The organism is Desulfoluna sp. (assembly GCF_030145185.1).
In the GTDB taxonomy this organism is placed as follows: Bacteria; Desulfobacterota; Desulfobacteria; order Desulfobacterales; family Desulfolunaceae; genus Desulfoluna.
This window is the reverse complement of record NZ_JAQYWB010000010.1, coordinates 1-20,721: the sequence shown is the minus strand read 5'-3', so window position 1 is coordinate 20,721 and position 20,721 is coordinate 1. Positions and strand designations below refer to the sequence as shown.

The window sequence follows — 20,721 nt, the reverse complement described above, 5'->3', positions numbered from 1 at the left end:
CATGGAAAGGGGTCACGTCTTGACATTTGACACAATTTCTTCACAAAGACCTTTTCTCAAATAAAAAACCCCGGCAAAGGCCGGGGCTTTTATGTCTGCATCGTATCAGTCCACTTGGTAGTGTGGAACCATTGCGGCGTTGGCATGTTTAAAATCAAGAATTACAATTTGTTGTCTAAAGGGTTGCAACTGCTATCGTTCTCAACTCTTTGATTGGCTCAGGCTTTTTCATATCCAAAATTTCAGTTTTGATTTTAATCGTAATTAATTTAATGATGTCAGTTGTTTTTGTTAGGCTCGTTCTGTAAAGGATTCGATCAAGATCAGCTTTTACATGACGCCCTTTCAGTGAAATTCTTTTTTCAGGCTTGCCCTCAATGAGTTCGTTATCTTTAAAACTGGACAATTCTGCTAAGGCTGCATCGTCATATGCTATTTTGTGGATATAGTATTTGAACATCTGAGTTCTAAAGTCTGTTTCGCAACCAATTTGTGTGCAGGCTAAGTTCAAGATATCGATCATATGCGCAGGGACTCTGCACTCAATGGGCTTTCTTTTCGTCTCAAGGGCTTTTCTGACAGCCGGCGTGGACTGGTGCGGTAATGAGCAGATCGAATCGCATGTGTCACATACGCTGACCAAGACATTCTTGACCTCACCATCACCATCGTCAAAAGGGACATCCCTTAAGGTATAGGTGGTGGGGACAACGGCTTTGCAAGAGTTGCAGATGGCCTGACTTTTATCACCGACTTTTAAAATTTTCATCATAACAGCACCTTAATGGTGAACACTGATAAAAAACGCCGTAGGGTCTATGTAGTACCATTTGATATACCAAGGGCATCTTAGCTTTGCGCCAACATTGGGGCCGGACCAAGTCAACATACTGTAAATAATTGCAAAGAACGCTGATTGCTCTCGTTGTATACGGCTATATTGATCTTTTTATGATAAAAACAGTAAGAATAGGGGCTTGTTGATATTCGACACAGCCTCCTTTTGTTCTATCCATATTTTTAATCCCCATCACCGCCCTCTGCATTCCCTTCTGCAAAACCTGAAACATCTCCCTCAACTCCCTCCTCGACGCCCCACGGATCCGTTTTAACCCGGATATTTCACGAGTCGAGTGCCTCCATATTCAAGGCGTCAGAGTTGCCGATGTAGCGGTTTACCTCAAAGCTCTGATAACGCAGAAGATGGGTGCACTCGGCTCGCCCGAAGGGTGAGAAAGGCGAGCCGAAAACGGTGAATTACATTTTGTATTTTTGAAATAACCGATTTTTTCCATGTAACCGTCTGTAATAATATTTTATCTCTATAGATTGGTCGTTTTCTCATGAAATATGCGGGCTAACCCCTCTGGGGGAATATTCACCGCACTTGATAGACGCATCTCGCCTGTCCTCTGGTCATACGGGTATTTTTAGATAACTCATTTAAAAATATATTCTAACCTTTTGTATGCAATTTAAGTTATCTTAGCTCGGATAGTTCACGAGTTGGGTGCGCTCATATGCAAGGCATCAGAGCTGAAGACGTAGTGGTTTACCTCAAGGCTCTGATAACGCGGCAGATGAGTGCACCCGGCTCGCCCGAAGGGTGAGAAAATCAAACAGAATACCGTGGATTACATTTTGCATTTTTGAAACGACTGAAAATATTACTGTAAAGAACTGTAATTACGAACCATTCCTTGTCCTGATTGTTTTCTCATGAAATATCCGGGTTAGGTGATATGACGAAAAAACAAATATAAATGTGTAGAGAGGTATCATAATGATTTTTGAATTAAATGAGTATCAACAGGCGTTGCAGGAACAATTTCGTAGATTCGCTCAAGAAGAGGTCAGGCCTTTAGCTGCTGAAATTGATGAGAATGCAAGATTTCCAATTGAAACAATTGAAAAAATAGCCAAGTTGGGTTGGATGAGCCTACCCTTTACCAAAGAGTATGGAGGCTTCGGTGGTGATTATGTTTCCTATGCTATTTTGATTGAGGAATTATCGAAGGTCTGTGCTTCTACAGGTGTCATTGTGCAAACACATCATGGCCTTTGTACCTGGCCAATTCTTACCTATGGAACAGAGGTACAAAAGAAAAAATATCTTCCACCTTTAATGAAGGGTGAAAAAATAGGCGCCTTTGGGCTTACAGAGCCAAATGCAGGAACAGATGCCGCAGGACAGGAAACGGTAGCGGTTGATATGGGTGACCATTGGCTGTTAAATGGACAAAAGAAGTTTATATCTAACTCAGGCGTTGCGGGCATATATGTGATCATGGCAATGACTGACAAATCAAAGGGCACAAAAGGAATTAGCGCATTTATTGTTGAAGATATCTTCCCCGGTTTCAAAGTAGGAAAATCAGAACGAAAAATGGGCATACGAGGTTCGGTTGCAAGAGAATTATTCTTTGATAATTGTATTATTCCAAAGGAAAATCTACTTGGTGAGTTAGGCAAAGGCTTTAAGGTTGCGATGACCTCACTTGATGTGGGTAGAATTGGGATAGCTGCTCAAGCACTTGGTATTGCACAAGGAGCATTGGACGTTGCTCTTGAATATGTAAAGAATAGAAAGCAGTTTGGTAAACCAATTGCTGCATTTCAAGGTATAGCATTTGAACTTGCTCAAATGAAGACTCGAACCGATGCCGCAAGATTTCTGGTTTATAATGCGGCTTATAGAAGAGAAACTGGAAAACCAAGCTCTGTAGAGGCAGCGCAGGCCAAATATTTTGCTTCTGAAACAGCCATGTATGTAACAACAAAAGCCGTTCAGTTGCATGGTGGATATGGCTATTTACAGGATTATCCGGTGGAGAGAATGATGCGTGATGCAAAAATTACTGAAATTTATGAGGGGACCAGTGAGGTAATGAAAATTGTTATTTCAGGCTCCATGATAAGATAGCAAATTACAAATTATTAAGTCACTTGGATTTCGTTGCTCGGATTTTGGGTAACTATTCAGCTGATGCCTTTTGCGGCCCTGCCGAGAGCTAAACGTTTGCCTGATTTCACCCTTCATGCGAATGCACCGAAAGCATGGGTATCACGACGGCCTTCACGCATTCGCCATAAGGTTTCAAGGTGCCCTCACCTTGCCGCCGGAGGCCTTTTTTTGAAGCTATTCATGGCCAGCTGTTCGGCCAGGAGGGCCACCTTCAGCTCTCGGGATGCTTTTCTGGAGAGGTTTTTGGCATGGAGCAGGGCGCTCTCCATTTCAGCCAGACACTATAGAGTGGCGGTCCCCGAGATTTTTTGTGTTTTGGGCCGGAGTGCCCTCAGTTGCGTTCCCAGGGAATCGAGCAACGAGTAAATGACCGGCACGGCGACCAGGGTTACAAGGGTGCCCACCAGCAATCCAGAGGCGGCTGCGATGCCCAGGGGGCTCATGCGCTCAAGGCCCACGGCCGTCTCGAAAATCAGGGGGGAAAAACCCACCATGGTGGAGACCGCTGTGATCAGGATGGGGCGCAATCGCAACCGAACGGACTGCAAAATGGCCTCGTTTTTTTCCAGGCCCTCCTGGCGGGCCTTGATGATGAAATCCAGCATCAAGATGGCGTTGTTGACGATGGTTCCTCCAAGGAGAATGAATCCCATCAGGGCTGGCATGCAAAAGGGTTTGTCGAAAATCAGGAGGCCCCAGATCCCTCCCGCGGCTGCCAGGGGGATGGAGAGGAGGATCGTCACTGGATGGGCGATGGATTTGAACATGGCCATGAGCAGCACAAAGAGCAGGGCCAGCCCGATTTTAAGGGCCTGGCCTAAATTTTTCTGCGTTTCTCCCATGTCCCGGGCGGTGCCTCCGATGTTCAGGGCATAGCCTTTGGGCAGGGACAAGCCGGTCAGGCGTTGTTTTGCCGCCCCGGTGACCTGGGCAATGGTCAGGCCAGAATTACCCGCCGTGATGTCGATGGTGGGGCGTTGGTCTTCCCGGGTGATGAAGGGTTGGGCCCGCAGGTTTGTGACTTTGGCAAGGTTTCCAAGCCTGACTGGACCGGAACGGGTCGGGATGGGGAGTTCTTCCAACCGGCCAAGGTCATCCACCTGGTCGGCCTGAAATCGAACTCGAACTGGGATTTCGGAGAAGCCGTCCAGCCGCATGGATGTGGCGGAAACCCCCTGTACCGCCATGCGTAGGGCGGTGGCCACCTCAAAGGGAGAGGTTCCGTAGAATACGGCCAATTGCGGATCTATGGTGAACGTCTGCTCAATTTTATCCAGGTACCAGGATCGGTGCAGGTCGATCATTCCCGGGGTGTCGGACAGCAGGTCCATGGCCTTGTCGGCCAGGCGGTTCAAGACGATGGGGTCGGGTCCGGAGAGGATGGCGTCAAAGGGTGCCCTGGTTGTGGAGACCGGCGTGGCGCCGTATTCGGAGACCCGGAAGGTCCGCACTCCGGGGACCGCCTGCAGCGCTTTGCGCCATTGTGTCTCGATCTCCCAGATGGTTTCGGCCCGCTGGGTTCGTGGGGTCAACCGGGCCGTGATATGAGCTGACTGAGAGGTGGTTCCGCCTCCGCCAAAACTAAGGGCTCCGGGTTCAGAACCAACCACCGAGGAGAGGGTTACCACCTCCGGGTGTCGGTTTAAAACGGCTTCGACCCGAGACAGGACCTTGTTCACCTGCTCCGGTTTGGCAGAGGAGTCGGTGTCAAACTCGATGGAGACGATGCCGGTATCCATGGGGGGCATCTGTTCTCCGCCCAGCAGGGGCTTGACCACCCGGAGGCTCAAGGCCATGAAGGCGAGAAGTAGGAGGGCGGTTATCCCTCGATGCCTCAGGGCCAGGGTTACAAGTTTTACGTAGCCCCCGGTCAGGTGTTTTACGCCCCGGTCTACGGGTGTCAGCAGGCGGCGGATTCGGTTGGCCCCTTTGTCTGGGGCTGGTAAAAATCTGGCCGCCAGGATCGGGATGACGGTCAGGGAGACGATGAGGGAGGCCACCAGGGTGGAGACGATGGTGATGTTCAAGGGGCGCATGATCTGCCGGGTATAGCCGGTGGTGAAGATCACCGGAATCAGGACGGCCACCGTGGTCAACATGCCGGCCGTGATGGGCAGGGCCACCTGGCCTGCGCCGGTCAGGGCCGAGCGGGTGGTGTCTTTGTATCCGGTCTCTTTGTGATGGCGGTGGATGTTCTCCAGAACCACCACCGAGGCATCCACAACCATGCCCACGGCCACGATCAATCCGGATAGGGTGACCATGTTTAAGGTGTAGGGGCTGATCCAGAGCACCATGAGGGTTGCCAGAAAGGAGAGGGGGATGGCCGCGCTGACCACGGCTGCTGCGCGCAGGTCGGCCAGGAACACAAAGATCAGGACAACGGTCAGGATCACGGCCTGCCACAGGGAGACGCGCATGCCATGGACGTTGAGGTCTATGAGCGGCTGCTGGTCGTCGGTGGTCTCAAAGAGAATATCCGGGTAATGGGCCATGATGCGGGGAAGGGCCTTTTTGACCTCGGCCAGGGCCTCCCCCGTATGCCCCTTTTCCGGTCGCAGTACGTTGATGGCGATGGCTTCTATTCCGTTGCCGTGGTAGCGGCTTCGTGGGTCCGATTCACCGGCTCGGACCTTGGCCACGTCCCCTAACAGGATTTGCCTGCCCGACCCCACGCCAAGGGGCATCTCTTCAAGGGACGGCAACCCGGAAAACTCTCCGGAGACTTTAAGCAAATATTCCTGTCCGGCCCCGTAGACGATGCCGCCCGGGGCGGCGACGTTTTGTCGGGCCAAGCCGGTGATCACATCGGTGACGGTCAGCCCGTGTCCGGCCAGGGCGTCACGGTCCACGCGGACCTCAATCTCCGGCTGATGGCCGCCAAAGACCTGGATATCCCCGACGCCGGGGATCGCCATGAGCTCATCGCGGAGATCGTTCTCCGCCAGCAACCTGATGTCAGACAGGCTTTTGAGGCTGTTCGGACGGGGACTCAGCGCCAGAGTCAGCAAGGGCCGGGTGGCGTCGGTGATTCGGTAAAGCAGCGGCTCCTGGGTATCCGACGGCAGCTGCCCACGAACGCGCGCCACGGCGTTTTGCACGTCGATGACCGCCTCTCCCATGGGTTTACTGAACAAGAACTCCGCCGTGATGGCCGAGACCTCGTCGCGGGAAACGGAGGTGACTCGCTTGAGGCCCGCGAGGCTCCCCAGCTCCTTTTCTATGTTGCGGGTGACCTTGTCGGTGATCTCTTTGGCAGAGGCCCCAGGTGTGACGGTGATGACGGCTACCTGGGGAGGCACGGTTTCCGGGAAGAGGTCGGTGGGGACGACCACATAGGCGATGGATCCCATGATGGTGATTACCAGGACAAAGGCCAGGATAATGTAGGGGTTCTTTAAAGAGAACTGCGGCAGGTTCATGGGAGCACCTCCACCGGTTCGCCGGCGGCCAGGCGGTTCCAGCCCAGGTAGGTGTTTTGGATCACCTCGGCTCCGGCATCCACGCCTTGCACCGCGACGTTCCCGGCGTTTCTGCCTATAACGGTAACGGGCACGGTCGCTGTGACTCCGTTTGTAACGATGAAAACGGCATTCCCTCCGCCTGGTATAGGGATGAGGCTCTCTTCGGGCAGCAGCACTTCGTCTTTAAAATGCTTCAGGACGACATCCACCGGTAAGGTGCCTCCGGCTCGAAGGCCCTCATTGCCCCCAGTTTCGCATTCCAGGGTTTGGGTTCGGTTTTGGTTTAAGGACGGGTGGATGCGCGAGACGGACAGGGGCCGCATTGAACCTGATTTTACGACAACCTTCATGCCCAGGGAGATCCTCGAGAGTTCAGCCTGGGGAACGTCGAAGCTGATCTTGAGTCGGCCGTGATCTTCGATCTTCATCAGGACCATAGTGGGCCCCGCCATGTCTCCGGGGTCGGCCAAACGCTTGGTGACCACCCCGTCAAAAGGGGCACAAATTTGGGTATAGGCCAGCCGGGAGCGGGCCTGTTCCAGCTCTCGTTCCCGGACGTGGATCTGCTCGATGGCCGCCTGCACTGTTTTCTGCAGGGCATCCAACCGCCCCTGGGTTTCGTTGACCAGATCGGCGGAGGTTTCGGCAGTTGCCCTGGCGATGGCGCCTTCCAGGGCCAGGAGTTCGTCCCGTTCGAGCTCGCGTTTCCGGAACCGAAGCGTTTTTTTAAGGGCCACCTCGGTGGCCGAGGTGGCGTCGGCCTGCATCCGGCTTTGTAAGACGGCCGCCTCAAGCCCCCTGACCCGTGCCAGCCATTCCGTCTGGTCCAGGGCGGCGACAACCTGGCCCTTGGACACGAGGTCTCCTTCGTGGACAGCGATACTGACGATCCGTGATGCGATCTGCGCGCCGATGGAAGCCGAGCGCCAGGGTTCGATCCGTGCCAGATAGGTCCGGGTGATCAAAAGATCACCCTTGTGCGCCTCGGAGGTGCGGACCATCGTGGCTCGGGGTGTTATCATGCCCGCTGCTGCGATCTGACCTTTTTTATGTCGGACCAGAAAGATGCCACCGATAACCAGGGCAGCGACGATTAAGATCGTCATCAGTTTTTTCATGTTAAACTCCACAAAAGATGCTGGCGTAAGGTGAGCCACCTTGAAAGTAGGTTTGCGAATACTGTCGAGCTTCGCTTGTCACGCCGTAACTCATTGATGTTGGTTGAATGGTGACGCATAGTCGTCGGCGGACTTGTCACGCCGGAGGCTGCTTTTCCTGAACTGAATCGTTACGGTTTTTCAAAGGGTGGTCCCGGGTAAGGCCATTTATGGCCGTTGTTTTCTATTTAGAGCAAATTCTCACGTACTTTTTTTAACACGGTTTTAACCGCGTTGATTTCGTCATCCGTAATCCCGGCATAAGCCCTGGCCGTGATTTCGCGTGCGTGATTGGACATCTCCGTCCAGGTTTCCAGGGCTTCCAGTGTGGGGGAGACAAGCTTGATTCGTCGGTCCTCGGGGTCTGACGTCCGTTTGGCCCAGCCGTCTCTGGACAAGCGGTCCACCAACCGAACCGTTGAGGCCGAGGTGATGGACAACAACTCCGCCAGATCTTTCTGGGGCATGGTCCCTAAAACAATGAGGTGGGCCAGGGCCATGAACTGCACCCGGCTGACGCCTGTACCGGCCAGCCGCTTCTCCAGGACCGCCGAAAAGGCCTTGAAGGTGAGGTTGCAATGAAAGCCAAGGCTTTCCAGGGGGCTGAAGCTTTGCATGGGGGTGTCCTTTATGGGGTTAAGTAGTAAGCTTATTGTTAGCATGCTAGTTGTTTTGGCGCAAGGCCTTTGTGGAAGGGGTTTTTTAGACACAAAAAAAGGGCTCCGGAAATCCGGAGCCCTTAAATGTTTTCTTTATGGAGCGGGAAACGGGACTTGAACCCGCGACGTTCAGCTTGGGAAGCTGACACTCTACCACTGAGTTATTCCCGCTCATGTGGAACGTATAGTAGAGGCATTTTCCGTGTGCGTCAATCCCTTTGACAAGATTTTTTAACGGATAAAACAGGGGCGACGGAAGTGTCTAAAATCTTGATCGAATAAAAAAGACCGTGAGCCTCCGTCGGCCCGGTGACCCTTAATTTACAATCCAGATGGCCCTGTCCTGGCCAAGTTGGATGAGTTTGTCACCCACACGGCCCAGGAGAAAATCTTCTACAACGGAGTGGCCGCGTCGTCCCACCACCACGGTGTCGAATCCGTTTTTCTTTGCCTCGTCCATCAACCCTTCGGAACGGCTCAGGTAGGATCGAAGGATAATGGATTCCACGCCGGCCCGGGAGAATCCCGCGTCCCTCAGGATGGTTTCTGCCTTTTGAAGGTGGGGGCGCATTCGGGATTGGTGGTGGACCTGGTGCTCTTGCTCCATGACGTGGTAGGAGTCCAGGGTAGCTTGAAAGGGGTCAAAGGATCCGCTCATGAGGTTTAATGAGCGTGATACGTAGCAGATTTTTATTTTTTTTACGTCGTGTGTGATCAGTTGTTTTACTTTCCGCACGCATTTTTTTGCCCCATCGGATCCGTCGAACCCGATGAGAACGCCCGTATTGTTGGGGTTTCCGCCCACGACAACAAGGGGAATCTGGGTGATGGTTGCGATCAGTTTGCGGGCGCAGTTGCCCAGGATCGAGCCGGTATGGATGTTGTGACCGATACGTCCTGCCACCACCAGATCATACCCTTTTTTGGATTCTCTGATGATATCCCGGGCAATCCCTACCCGCCTGGGACGAATTTTGATCTCGACGGACTCTTCGGGGAACCCTTCCTTCACAAGGTCGCTTCGGACTTTTTCCACCATCCTGCGATTGTAACGGATATGGTTCTCTTCCCACCATCCATTGAGCTTGACGGAGTTGGTCTCTTCTGTTCCGTCGGACTGGTTGTCCCAAAACGTTTCAGGCACCGTATTTTCTACGAGGAACAAGGTAAAACTTGTCTTTTCGGGGTTCAAAATTTTTGCCGCGTAAAGGGCCGCGTGGGTGGATTGAATGGATCCGTCGACAGCTATGAGAACACGTTGATGGAGATCGTTCATCTGGGCCTCCTTGGAGTTTGGGGGTGCATGATTGGACCGGTCTCGTCAACTGATCTTTCGGTGGAATGCGCCGGTCATTGTTAACATCGTTATTTTCAAGCTTCTATTGTTTACAGCAAGGCGCGTGCCAAAACCTTATGGTAAGTGAGGGCCCGTAATATCAGGGGTCTAAACGATGTGTGACGGTGGTGGGGTGCGTTGAGATGGCGTGGTATTTTACAGGTTGGCAAAAGGATTGGCAGGGGGTGGGAGGGTGGCCCCTCTCTTTCGTTGGAAAGAGGGGGCCGGGATGGGCGGACTTGATTATTGGATGGCTTTGTAAACGTCTTTGGCTGCTTCGAGTTGCTTGAGGGCCTCGTTCAGCTCTGCGGGACCGGGTGCATATTCCACAGCCGCTTCGTAGGAAGCGATGACGCTCGGGAAGTCCGGAACACCCGTAACGGTCTGGAGCACGGCGGCTTCAGCCATATGGTGATCGAAGAACAGAGGTTTCACATCCTGCAGGGTGTAGCTTGCCTTGACGGTATCCAGGGCAATGGCTGACGGCACCTTGAGAATGAGATCTTTGCCTGTCGGTGAGAAGATACCTTTATATATCAAAGTGGAGTGCTTTTTCACTGTGATATAATAGTTGGATGAGTTCGATGCGCTGGCAGAGATGAGGACAAGGACGAACACGCCAAAGGTGCATGCCGCTATGATGAGTTTCTTGAGGGACGCTTTCTTTTTCGCGGCGATCTGAATATTTTTTGTTTCATCGGCCTGGCGTTTTGCTTCTTCCTCTGTCTTGACGCGAGCCGCTTCTGCGGCCTGGCGGCGGGCAGCAGCTTCGGATTTTTTCTTTGCGTCAAGTTCGGCCTGGCGTTTTGCCTCTTCCTCGGCCTTTATCTTAGCTTCTTCTTCAGCCTTGATACGGGCCTCTTCCTCGGCCTTTGCCTTGGCTTCTTCTTCAGCCTTGATACGGGCCTCTTCCTCGGCCTTTATCTTAGCCTCTTCTTCAGCCTTGATGCGGGCCTCTTCCTCGGCTTTCGCCTTGGCTTCTTCTTCGGCCTTGACGCGGGCCTCTTCCTCGGCTTTCGCCTTGGCCTCTTCTTCAGCCTTGATGCGGGCCTCTTCCTCGGCTTTTGCCTTGGCTTCTTCTTCGGCCTTGATGCGGGCCTCTTCCTCGGCTTTTGCCTTGGCTTCTTCTTCAGCCTTGATACGGGCCTCTTCCTCGGCTTTCGCCTTGGCCTCTTCTTCAGCCTTGATGCGGGCCTCTTCCTCGGCTTTTATCTTAGCTTCTTCTTCAGCCTTGATACGGGCTTCTTCCTCGGCCTTTACCTTAGCGTCTGTATCCGCTTTTTCGGCCTCATTTTTTGTGGAAGATTTTTTGGCGGTTGGGGTTTTCTTTTCGGTGGAGGGTTGGGACTCGACGGCACCCGTGGTTTCGCCTTTCGAGGCATTACCCTTGTTTTTCTTTTTAGTCGCAGCCGCTTTTTTCACGGCTTTTTTTGACTTGGGAGCTTTCTTGGTGGTTTTGTTTTCTGTTGCCTTCTTCTCCTCCTTAGGAGACCCTTCCTTGGCATCAGCCTCATGGGCCGCATCGGTTGAGTTCTTTACGGTTTCCTTTGCCATGTGATCACCTTTGAAAATCTCAATTATTTATAATATAATGCCAACTGGTTATTTTCTACTTGTTAACGGTCATCTATATAAAAGATGTAAACAATTGTAAACCATTTTGGTGGAAGCTAAGTATCTCGTGGAAAGCTATTTAATAAGGTATGAATCCCTTTTAACTCTATTAAAAACATACGATTCTCTTGCCGTGGCTTTTTCCGGAGGGGTGGACAGTACACTGCTTTTGAAGGCAGCTGTGGAGGCCCTGGGCGAGAAGGTGGTGGCTATTACCTCGGTGTCGCCCGTTCATGCACGCCGGGAAATCGATGCAGCAAGAAAGTGTGCGTCAGCTCTGGGAGTACGCCATATCACATATGATCCCGGGATGATGGATGATCAGGAGTTTGTTGAGAATTCGCCCCTGCGTTGTTACTACTGTAAACGGCGTATGCTCATGCGAATGAGCAAAGAGGCTGGGGCGGTCGGGGTGAGCAATGTAGTGCATGGGGTGAATTGCGACGACCTCAGCGATTACCGCCCGGGTGTGAAAGCCGCCGAAGAATTGGGCATCGAGGCGCCGATGGTGGTGGCCGGTCTATTTAAGGCGGATATTCGCGCCCTGGCTGAATATCTGGGGCTTGACGTGGCCCACAAGCCAGCCATGAGTTGCCTGGCGACACGTATCCCCTATGGTGAGCCCATCACGCCAGAAAAACTGGCGATGGTGGAGGCCGCAGAAGCCGCCCTCGATGACCTTGGCTTTTTGCAGTTTCGGGTGAGGCATCATGGACCCGTGGCACGGATCGAATTTTCACAGGATGATTTGATGCGGCTTTTTAACGACTCGCTGATGGCTCAGGTGGTGGCCGGGGTGAGAAAGGCGGGCTACCTTCACGTGGCAGCAGACCTGGAAGGGTACGGTCAGGGCCGCATGAACAGGGTACTGAAAGGATCCTGATCTCAAGCGTCTGCCTCAAGAACGAAATTCAATATAGGGTGCAGGAAAAAAAATAAAAGTACAAAAAGCAATGCCTCCGGCGGCAAGGTGGTGCCACCTTGAAAGCGTGTTTGCGAATGCTCTAACCCGGCTCGCCCGAAGGGTGAGAAAAGCGAACAGATAACCGTGAATTACATTTTGTATTTTTGAAATAACTGAATTTTCCTCAATAAACCATTGAAATAACAGTTTATTGTTTTGGGTTGATCGTTTTCTCATGAAATATCCGGGCTAAGGCTGTCGTCATCTTGGGCTGTCATGCGTCCGCATTCGCGTGACGGGTGAGGGGTGGCAACGGGTGTCGCAAGGGCATGAGCTGCCGGTGCTGCCGTATCAATTCACGCATTGGCATGAACCGGAATGACTCCGGCGGCCTGACTCTATCTACCTATGAGACGTCCATCCATGGCGTGGGTGCGGGGCGTCGGCGACCGGGTTTTTGTATTTACTCTTGGCACGACGGGCGTTTGACGGGGTGCCTTCGCGGTGTGTATAACTCATGCGGGGTGATGAGCCAGGGATTTATAAGGAGAGGGTGGTATGGAGATTCGGTGTTTGGTGGTCGACGATGAACAGCCCGCTGTGGAAGAGTTGGTTTATCTTTTGTCCGAATTGCCGGATGTGACCGTGGTGGGGGAGGCCAACTCAGCCAAAGAGGCTATTGTAAAGATGGGTGAGCTGAAGCCGGATCTTGTCTTTTTGGATATCAACATGCCGGGGCAAACCGGGTTTCATGTCATTGAGGCCTGTGTGGACTTTCACCGATCTCCTCTGTTTATTTTTTGTACGGCGTATGACCAGTATGCGGTGAAGGCGTTTGAAGAGCAGGCCGTGGATTACATCTTGAAGCCTTTTTCTGCAGCACGTGTGGCAAAGGGCGTGGGGCGGGCTCGGGAACGGCTGCAAATGGAGTCTGTGTCCACCACCGATGAGATGACACGGCTTCTTGAGGCCCTGGGCCCTCAAAAACCCCATGTCGTGAGGCTGTCGGTGGAACGCCAGGGACGGTTGCTTCTCTTGGACCCCGATGAGGTGATCGTTTGTAAAGCGGAAGAAAAGCGGGTGCGGGTCTTTACCCATGACGGGGACTATCTCTCACACGGCGCAACCACCCTCGATCGCCTCGAAGAGTTGGTGGCCGGGTTTTCTTTTTACCGCGTCCATCGCGCGACCCTGGTCCACCTGAAACATATCCGTGAGGTCACCAGCTGGTACAATGGTAAGTACCTCCTGGTGATGGATGACGCCGCCGCAAGCGAGGTGGTGGTGAGTCGTAACCGCGTGAAAGGCCTCAAGGAGAATCTGGGCCTTTGACCCCCTTGCATTCCAGCCTGCCTGAATGTCACTGCATCCTTAAAATTCGACCACCTGGAATCCTGTTGTGGCTGCCCGACCTGGTTGGGCGTAAGGTGATGCCACTTTTGATACATGGCTTTTGTAACTATTCAGCTATTCATTTTTTCTTTATGACCCCGGTCTGACAGCACCCTACGCTTTTCGTCTTTCCCACGCAGGCGGGAATTCATGTGTGAAAATCCGTATCGCCCTCATTTTTACAATGACGTACCGGGTGGATGCGTAGGGTGCGCCGTGCGCACCGTCAGGCGTATCGTAAACCGGAAACACCGCATGTTGAAATAAGACTCGTGGTCATCGTTAACTTGCGAGGCCGATGGTCTTCTCTACGGTAGAAGGTGCGGGAGCCGCACCCTACGCGGTGATGAAAAGACGTGACGTATTGGCATTTGAATTTTTCTGTCATTTGCCTCGAACGGCCTGGCGAAGGCAAGCTGAATAGTTTCTGGCTTTTTTCATATACGAATGGAATCAGAATAACCGGAGTGACCAGCAGCATGGACATATCCATCACACATCTTTTGATTATCCTCATTGAGCATTTGGGGCTGACGGTGGCTGCCGCCTTTCTCATTTTGAATATGGGCGCGGCGGGTAAGACCTTTCTCAGTCAACATCCCTGGATGGAAAAGGCGGTCTTGACCGGTTTTTTTGGCCTTTTTGCGATTCTTGGGAACTATGGGTTTGACCCCGTTCATGACGCCTTTGCAAACCTGCGGGCCATGGCGGTGGTGACCGGTGGGTTGTTCGGTGGCCCCTGGGTGGGTCTCGGCGCGGGGTTGATCGCCGGTGGGCATCGTTTTTTAATCGATATCGGCGGGTTTACCTCGGCGCCGTGTGCCACAGCGACCCTCCTTGAGGGGGTGGCCGCAGGGCTTCTGGCGGGCTGGTATGGGGCGCGGGTCATGAACTGGAAGGTGGCCTTTGGTCTGGGGGTGGCGGGGGAGTCCATGCACATGGGGCTGGTGTTGTTGTTTGCCAGGCCCTTTGCCGAGGCCGCGGATCTGGTGCGGTTGATTGCTGTTCCCATGATTTTAGTCAATTCCGTGGGGGCCGCTTTCTTTGTGGAGCTGATCAAGGGTCTTTTCAGGGAGCGCGAACGGCGGGAATCCCGTCAGGTGCAACAGCTTCTGGAGATCGCCAACGTGACGGTCGGGTATCTGCGTTCGGGGCTGGGTGCGGGGTCTGCCTCCAAAACGGCGGAGATTATTTTTCGACAGATGGATGTGGCGGCGGTGGCGATCACCGATACCACCCACGTGCTGGCCCATATGGGTGCGGGGTCTGATCACCACATCGTGGGGGAGCCCATCCGGACCGCCGCCACCCGGATGGTTTTGGATGACGGGCTGCCCCTTTTCCGCCACACGCGGCGGGAGATTGCCTGCCCCCATGCGGGGTGTCCGTTTCAGCATGGGATTATTGTTCCTTTAAAAAAGGATGAGTCGATTGTGGGCACTCTGAAATTTTATGGGACCCGATCAAAACCCCTGGATAAGGTCCATTTTCAAACGGCCCGGGGGCTTGCGGTGCTCTTCTCCACCCAGCTGGAGCTTGAAGATATTCAAATCCAGGCCCGAATGCTTGCCTATGCTGAGATCAGGCGCCTTCAGGCCCAGATTAACCCCCATTTTCTTTTTAACTCCCTGAACACCATCGCCAGCTTTTGCCGGACCCGGCCCGATCGTGCCCGGGAGCTGATTCTCGATCTCTCCAATTACATGAGACGGAACCTCGATCAGAGCAAGGGGTATATCACGGTCCAGGAAGAGCTGGAGCAGGTGGAGGCGTATCTGGCCATCGAACAGGCACGTTTCGGAGAGCGGGTGAAGTACCGGCTGCATGTCGGTGAAGGTTGTGAGCACTGGCCCATTCCCGCCCTGGTGATTCAGCCGGTGGTGGAAAACGCCGTTAAACACGGGATTACACCCAAGGAGTCCGGGGGCACCGTGACGGTCTCTATCCATTGTGACTCGGCACTGATGACGGTGCGGGTGGCAGATGACGGGGTGGGCATGCCGGAAGAGACGATCCATCGCCTGTACAATCCTGAAGAGCTGGCCGCCGTCAGCGAAGGGATTGGAGTGCGAAACACCATCCACAGGCTTCACAGGATTTATGGACCGACCTGTCAGGTGATGATTGAAAGTGTCCAGGGCCAGGGGACGGAGGTCTCCTTTTCCATTCCGCGCAGCCATCCCTCCGCCTGTCTCTGATCTTCCCTTTTCCCTGAGGTATCGGCACCTTTTGGGTGCCGGTGCCGTTTCAGGCCATTCCACGTGCATTTCATCCCCTAAAAACGACACCCCCTTCATTGAGGGTGGCCCCTTGCCGTTATTTTCGGATAAAACTCTCTCAAAAAGAGGAATTGCCCGAAGGGCGATCAATGTGTTTTGTCATGGAGGATAAATTATGCTGATTTTTTTTGCGTGTGTTGCGGCACTGATTCTTGGGTATTTTACCTACGGTACCTTTGTTGAAAAAACGTTTGGAGCGGATGCTTCCCGAAGGACCCCGGCCTATGAAATGGAGGATGGGGTGGATTACATGCCCCTTCCCAAGTGGAAGGTGATGTTTATCCAGGTTTTGGACATTGCCGGTATCGGTCCCATCTTCGGTCCCATCCTAGGGGCCCTTTACGGTCCCGTTGCCCTGGTCTGGATTGTCATTGGCTGTATCTTCGCCGGTGGCGTGCATGACTATTTTTCCGGGATGCTCTCCATTAGAAACCGGGGTGGCAGTATTCCTGAGGTGGTGGGCGATTTTCTCGGCATGCCGGCCCGTCAGGCCATGCGTGTCTTTTCCGTGGTACTTCTCATGCTGGTGGGCGTGATCTTCGTTCTGGCCCCTGCCAAGCTTTTGACCGGCCTGACCGGTGTGAACACCCAGATTTTTATTTTCGCTATTTTCGGCTACTATTTTCTGGCCACCATTCTTCCCATCGATAAAGTGATCGGAAAGATCTATCCGCTTCTGGGCGCACTTCTGCTGATCACCACCGTGGCCACCGTGTTGGCCCTGATGTTCGGTGGATACGAGATTCTCCCCAATCTCGATGTCACCACCAGCGTGCATCCTGCCAACAAGCCCATCTGGCCCCTTTTGTTTATTACCCTCTCTTGCGGTGCCATCAGTGGCTTTCACTCCACTCAGTCGCCTCTCATGGCACGTTGCGTGAAAAATGAGAAGGACGGACGGGCCGTGTTCTACGGGGCCATGATTCTCGAAGGGATTATCGGTCTGATCTGGGCCACCGTGGGTCTCTCTTTCTACAAATCTCCCGAAGCCTTAAGCGCCGTGATTGCAGCTGGTTCACCTTCGGCTGTGGTCTCTGAGGTGTCCAACGCGCTGCTGGGTCCCGTCGGCGGATTCCTTGCCATCCTGGGTGTTATTGTGCTTCCCATCACCAGCGGGGATACCGCCTTCCGAAGCACCCGTCTGATTTTGGCCGAGTCGTTTAATGTGAGCCAGTCCCAGACCGCCAAGCGCCTCATGATCGCTGTGCCACTCTTTGTCCTCGGGTTTATCATCTCCACGCAGAACTTTGGCATGATCTGGAGATACTTTGGTTTTTCCAACCAGGCGCTGGCCACGCTGGTGCTCTGGTCTGCGGCTGTTTTCCTTGCCCGGGAAGCCAAAAACTACTGGATTGCCTGTCTTCCTGCCACCTTTATGACCGCTGTGGTCGTGACCTTTATCCTTCAGGCCAAGATCGGGTTTGGCATGGACATCGGTACCTCCACGGTGATCGGGGTCGGAACCGCGGCGGTCCTCCTCTGTCTGTTTGTTTATAAAGCGGTCGGTATGAAAGCGGTAAAAACAGCCGAAGGCATGGCTGAATAGCTGATTTTTCAATGACTTGTTTGATGTGCTCTCAGCCTGATGGTTATCCCCTTTATTTCGAAGGAGATGATCATCAGGAGGGGAATGCATGGGCGGGTTTAGATTGGCTTGACAACCGTAATAGTGTGACTTAGGATCACATCAAATGCTTGGTGCAACAATGCTTAATAGGGAACTCCGTGGGAATCGGAGACGGGCCCGCCGCTGTAACCGGGGACGCTTATCGCAACAACGCCACTTTCTTGATCCGTGCGGATTGATTAGCTCGAAAAAAGAGGGGAAGGCGCGATAAGACGGCTGATCCGGAAGTCAGAAGACCTGCCATGCAATATATGATACCTCGTGACCCGCCGTTTCTGCAGCTGGATTACGGGATTTTGTCGTATAGACGTGGGGGCACCGCCGTGGAAAAGGGTGCATACCGCCTTGAGGATTGAATTCGGAATCCCCATACCTGCAAACCAAATGCAGGTATGGGGATTTTTTTGTTTTAGGTCGGGGAGCTTTTTTCTTTGTGATAAAGGCTTTCCGGATGAGTACGAGACCGGGTCCCCTTAATGGGGTCTTGCAAGGATGCAGGAAGGGAATCCCGTGAAAATCGGGGATGGTCCCGCCGCTGTAACCGGGAACTCTACGGCAAACGATGCCTTTGTAATCGTCAAATCAGGCAAGCCCTGAGTGATGATTTTTTTAAAAATGCATCAAAAAAACCACTGTCCGTCGCTGCTACACCTTTTCAGGCGAGCGACATAAGGACGGGAAGGTGTGCCGTATGGAATGCCCGGAAGTCAGAAGACCTGCCCGGTATGAGACACCGTGCTTTTTTTGTTGTGGCCTGGCCGCACAAAGGAAGCCTCCCTGCGGAGAACAGGGGTCGGTGTGATGAAAAGGGCGATGCAGACAGGGAGCAGCCCTTTTTCGGTTATGGTCGGACCGGAGGGCGGGTGAAAGGTTCATTCGGCGTTCGGCCCTTTGTAAGTGATCGATTTATGAGGAGCTTTGGGTGCCAAATGGATAAACACAACCCTGCTCACAATGGAGATTTGCACACGATGAGAAAAACGACTTCACTGATTCTGGTTCTTTTAATGACCGCCCTCCTTGGTATGACCCCTGCGATCGCAGCCACCCAAAAAGTGGCGGTTGATGCCGTTGTTGTCGCCAGCTTTGGCACAAGCTATCCCGAAGCCCTGAAAGCCATCCTTACCATCGACAAAGCGATGAAAAAAGAGTTTCCCAAGGCAGAGATTAAGCATGCCTTTACCTCCAATATTATCCGCGGTATCTGGCACAAACGGGCCAACGACACCGCCTGGAAGAAAGCCCACCCCAGCGTACCCGCATGGCTGTATGAGGTGAAAGGGCCACTGGCCACTTTCGGGGCCCTTCAGGAAACAGGAAAAAAACGTGTGGTGGTTCAACCCACCCATGTGTATTCCGGCGAAGAGTTCCTGGATCTTACTGCGTATGTGGACGCCGTGGCGGGTATCGACACCCTTCGCGCCAAGTGGAAGCCTTTCTCTTACATGACCATAGGACGTCCCGCCCTTGGCAAGGCAGGCCTTCATCCTGAATACCATGCAGATATCGAGAAGGCTGCTGAGACCCTTAAAAAAGATGTTAAAAAAGCCAAAAAAATGGGCGCAGTCCTCGTATATATGGGCCATGGCAATGAAATTTTTCCCACCAGCGCCTATATCGAATTTCAGAAGGCCATGAACACGATGTACCCCGAAGTGACCACCCTCGTTGGAACGGTTGAGGGATACCCCAGCCTTGATGATGTGACCGCCACCCTGAAACACATGAATGCCAAAAAGGTTTTTATGAAGCCTTTCATGGTGGTTGCCGGCGACCATGCCCGGAACGACATGGCTGGCGACGAAGACGATGCCTGGAAGACCGTGATCGAGAACATGGGCATCAAGGTAACCTGTGAGCTGAAAGGCCTGGGTGAGAACCGTGCATGGGCGAAGCTTTACGCTCAGCATGCCGTGGATGCCGTGACCGTTCATACGGCCAAGTAAGGTTGGCGGAAACAAATAATTATACAGTTGCTTGCCGGAATACCGCTGGGATTTGACCCGAGGAACGAGGGGTAAAGCCCAGCGGTAATCTGCTTTCAAGGTGGCGCCACCTTGCCGCTGGAGGCTGTTTTTTTACCCGAATTGAATCATAGAAGGCCCTTTATGCACACCGTCACAGAGCAGCTGAAAAAATCGAAAACTTCCCTTGCCTTTGTTAAAGGCTCGGGCGGGGTGCTGTGTCTGTGCGCGCTTCTTTTCGGGGCGGTGCTTCTTTCGGCTCGGATGGGGTTCGTGGAGTTCTCTTTCGGGGAGGTGCTCACCGCCCTCTGGCATGGAGCCACCGGAGCTGAAGGGCAGAACCTGGCGGCTGAGACGGCCCGCGTCATGGTGTGGGAAGTGAGACTTCCGCGCATTTTAACGGCGGCAGCGGCCGGAGCCGGGCTTGCCGTGGCCGGGGCTGTCTACCAGAATATTTTGCTGAATCCCCTGGCCGACCCCTACACCCTGGGCGTCTCTTCAGGTGCGGCCTTCGGGGCGGCCGTGGCCCTTCTCTTCGGTATGGGTAAGGCGGTTCTTTCCGTTCCTCTTTTTGCCTTTGGCGGCGCGATCCTCACCCTGTTTATCGTTATTGCCATGGCCTCGCCTTCGGGGCGCCTGCTTCGATGCGGCATTGATTCGTCCAACCTCATTCTCTCGGGCATTATGGTGTCGGCCATTCTTTCGGCGGGTTTAAGCTTTATGAAGTACCTGGCCGACGAGCAGGTGTCCGTGATCATCTTCTGGCTCATGGGCAGCTTTGCCGCGGCCACCTGGCAGGATGCCATCATTCTTTCGGGCGTCACTGCCGCGGGTTTTCTTCTCTTTCTTTTTTATGCCCGGGATCTGAACCTTCTGGCCCTGGGGGAAAAGAGCGCCCGAAGCCTCGGGGTGGATACCTCGAAGACGGTATTTATTCTTTTGGTGGCCGCCTCTCTTGTGGCGGCTGTTTGCGTTGCGGTCTCCGGAATTATCGGGTTTGTGGGGCTGCTGGTGCCGCATATGGTACGGTTTGTTACGGGGCCGGATTCGCGGAAGCTTTTGCCGGCCACCTTGATAGTCGGTGCCATTCTTTTGCTTTTTGCCGACACCGTGACCCGGGCGGTGCTGCCTTATGAAGTGCCCATCGGGGTGTTGACCGCCCTGATCGGCGGGCCTGTCTTTTGCGTGATTTTTAGAAAGAGTCGCATGGGAGGGGGCGCATAAGATGGCAGACAGCGTTCTCCATATTGAAGGGATCTCTTTCAAACGAGGTAACCGAGAGGTGCTCAAGGGCATTGACGCCCATTTTGAGAATGGCCTTTTTCATGCCATCCTGGGACCCAACGGGGTCGGGAAGAGC

At 53.4% G+C, this 20,721-nt stretch carries 14 protein-coding genes, 1 tRNA gene and 2 riboswitches; of the genes, 7 read left to right on the top strand and 8 right to left on the bottom strand.

Features of this window, described 5'->3' with window-relative positions:
• Window positions 1-175 precede the first annotated feature (175 nt).
• Entirely contained in the window at window positions 176-772 is a 597-nt protein-coding gene (locus Q1Q75_RS04565; protein WP_300667892.1) for a hypothetical protein, read from the bottom strand.
• Between the two features lie 1,011 nt (window positions 773-1,783).
• Here Q1Q75_RS04565 and Q1Q75_RS04560 point away from each other — a divergent pair.
• Entirely contained in the window at window positions 1,784-2,923 is a 1,140-nt protein-coding gene (locus tag Q1Q75_RS04560; protein WP_300667890.1) for an acyl-CoA dehydrogenase, read from the top strand.
• Window positions 2,924-3,108: 185 nt separating this feature from the next.
• Here the strand turns inward: Q1Q75_RS04560 and Q1Q75_RS04555 are convergent, their stop codons facing one another.
• The 7 genes from Q1Q75_RS04555 to Q1Q75_RS04525 form a co-directional block, all read right to left on the bottom strand.
• Window positions 3,109-3,234, bottom strand: a complete 126-nt coding sequence (locus tag Q1Q75_RS04555) for a hypothetical protein (RefSeq protein ID WP_300667889.1) — start codon at window positions 3,232-3,234, stop codon at window positions 3,109-3,111.
• A gap of 12 nt (window positions 3,235-3,246) precedes the next feature.
• Entirely contained in the window at window positions 3,247-6,387 is a 3,141-nt protein-coding gene (locus Q1Q75_RS04550; protein ID WP_300667888.1) for an efflux RND transporter permease subunit, read from the bottom strand.
• On the bottom strand, window positions 6,384-7,547 hold the full coding sequence (locus Q1Q75_RS04545; RefSeq protein WP_300667887.1) for an efflux RND transporter periplasmic adaptor subunit: 1,164 nt from the start codon (window positions 7,545-7,547) through the stop codon (window positions 6,384-6,386). Before Q1Q75_RS04545 ends, Q1Q75_RS04550 begins: the two co-directional genes overlap by 4 nt.
• Window positions 7,548-7,774: 227 nt before the next feature.
• Window positions 7,775-8,203: a MarR family transcriptional regulator gene (locus Q1Q75_RS04540; protein WP_300667886.1), complete on the bottom strand. Its 429-nt coding sequence runs from the start codon at window positions 8,201-8,203 to the stop codon at window positions 7,775-7,777.
• Window positions 8,204-8,341: 138 nt separating this feature from the next.
• Window positions 8,342-8,416 (bottom strand) — tRNA-Gly (locus tag Q1Q75_RS04535).
• 145 nt (window positions 8,417-8,561) lie between these two features.
• Window positions 8,562-9,521, bottom strand: a complete 960-nt coding sequence (locus Q1Q75_RS04530; RefSeq protein ID WP_300667884.1) for a universal stress protein — start codon at window positions 9,519-9,521, stop codon at window positions 8,562-8,564.
• A gap of 303 nt (window positions 9,522-9,824) precedes the next feature.
• Window positions 9,825-11,135: a hypothetical protein gene (locus tag Q1Q75_RS04525; RefSeq protein WP_300667883.1), complete on the bottom strand. Its 1,311-nt coding sequence runs from the start codon at window positions 11,133-11,135 to the stop codon at window positions 9,825-9,827.
• A 127-nt stretch (window positions 11,136-11,262) separates the two neighbouring features.
• Here Q1Q75_RS04525 and larE point away from each other — a divergent pair, with 127 nt between their 5' ends.
• The 6 genes from larE (at window position 11,263) to Q1Q75_RS04495 (ending at window position 20,585) form a co-directional block, all read left to right on the top strand.
• Window positions 11,263-12,078 (top strand): ATP-dependent sacrificial sulfur transferase LarE, encoded by an 816-nt coding sequence (larE, locus tag Q1Q75_RS04520; RefSeq protein WP_300667881.1) that lies wholly within the window; start codon window positions 11,263-11,265, stop codon window positions 12,076-12,078.
• A gap of 579 nt (window positions 12,079-12,657) precedes the next feature.
• Complete coding sequence (locus Q1Q75_RS04515) at window positions 12,658-13,431, top strand: LytTR family DNA-binding domain-containing protein (protein WP_300667880.1); 774 nt, start codon at window positions 12,658-12,660, stop codon at window positions 13,429-13,431.
• 539 nt (window positions 13,432-13,970) lie between these two features.
• Window positions 13,971-15,689: a LytS/YhcK type 5TM receptor domain-containing protein gene (locus Q1Q75_RS04510; protein ID WP_300667878.1), complete on the top strand. Its 1,719-nt coding sequence runs from the start codon at window positions 13,971-13,973 to the stop codon at window positions 15,687-15,689.
• 196 nt (window positions 15,690-15,885) lie between these two features.
• Window positions 15,886-17,316, top strand: coding sequence for a carbon starvation protein A (locus Q1Q75_RS04505; RefSeq protein WP_300667877.1), 1,431 nt, complete (start codon window positions 15,886-15,888; stop codon window positions 17,314-17,316).
• A gap of 133 nt (window positions 17,317-17,449) precedes the next feature.
• Window positions 17,450-17,657: riboswitch (cobalamin riboswitch) on the top strand.
• A 188-nt stretch (window positions 17,658-17,845) separates the two neighbouring features.
• A riboswitch (cobalamin riboswitch) is annotated at window positions 17,846-18,136 on the top strand.
• A gap of 232 nt (window positions 18,137-18,368) precedes the next feature.
• Window positions 18,369-19,343, top strand: coding sequence for a sirohydrochlorin cobaltochelatase (locus tag Q1Q75_RS04500; RefSeq protein ID WP_300667876.1), 975 nt, complete (start codon window positions 18,369-18,371; stop codon window positions 19,341-19,343).
• Between the two features lie 162 nt (window positions 19,344-19,505).
• Complete coding sequence (locus Q1Q75_RS04495) at window positions 19,506-20,585, top strand: iron ABC transporter permease (RefSeq protein ID WP_300667875.1); 1,080 nt, start codon at window positions 19,506-19,508, stop codon at window positions 20,583-20,585.
• Window positions 20,586-20,721 lie beyond the last annotated feature (136 nt).

Coding starts and splice junctions, on each gene's coding strand:
- Q1Q75_RS04505 (WP_300667877.1), top strand. CDS start 15,886: ATGCTGATTTTTTTTGCGTGTGTTGCGGCACTGATTCTTGGGTATTTT.
- Q1Q75_RS04495 (WP_300667875.1), top strand. CDS start 19,506: ATGCACACCGTCACAGAGCAGCTGAAAAAATCGAAAACTTCCCTTGCC.
- Q1Q75_RS04515 (WP_300667880.1), top strand. CDS start 12,658: ATGGAGATTCGGTGTTTGGTGGTCGACGATGAACAGCCCGCTGTGGAA.
- Q1Q75_RS04525 (WP_300667883.1), bottom strand. CDS start 11,135: ATGGCAAAGGAAACCGTAAAGAACTCAACCGATGCGGCCCATGAGGCT.
- Q1Q75_RS04540 (WP_300667886.1), bottom strand. CDS start 8,203: ATGCAAAGCTTCAGCCCCCTGGAAAGCCTTGGCTTTCATTGCAACCTC.
- Q1Q75_RS04500 (WP_300667876.1), top strand. CDS start 18,369: ATGAGAAAAACGACTTCACTGATTCTGGTTCTTTTAATGACCGCCCTC.
- Q1Q75_RS04510 (WP_300667878.1), top strand. CDS start 13,971: ATGGACATATCCATCACACATCTTTTGATTATCCTCATTGAGCATTTG.
- Q1Q75_RS04545 (WP_300667887.1), bottom strand. CDS start 7,547: ATGAAAAAACTGATGACGATCTTAATCGTCGCTGCCCTGGTTATCGGT.
- Q1Q75_RS04530 (WP_300667884.1), bottom strand. CDS start 9,521: ATGAACGATCTCCATCAACGTGTTCTCATAGCTGTCGACGGATCCATT.
- Q1Q75_RS04550 (WP_300667888.1), bottom strand. CDS start 6,387: ATGAACCTGCCGCAGTTCTCTTTAAAGAACCCCTACATTATCCTGGCC.
- Q1Q75_RS04555 (WP_300667889.1), bottom strand. CDS start 3,234: ATGGAGAGCGCCCTGCTCCATGCCAAAAACCTCTCCAGAAAAGCATCC.
- Q1Q75_RS04560 (WP_300667890.1), top strand. CDS start 1,784: ATGATTTTTGAATTAAATGAGTATCAACAGGCGTTGCAGGAACAATTT.
- Q1Q75_RS04565 (WP_300667892.1), bottom strand. CDS start 772: ATGATGAAAATTTTAAAAGTCGGTGATAAAAGTCAGGCCATCTGCAAC.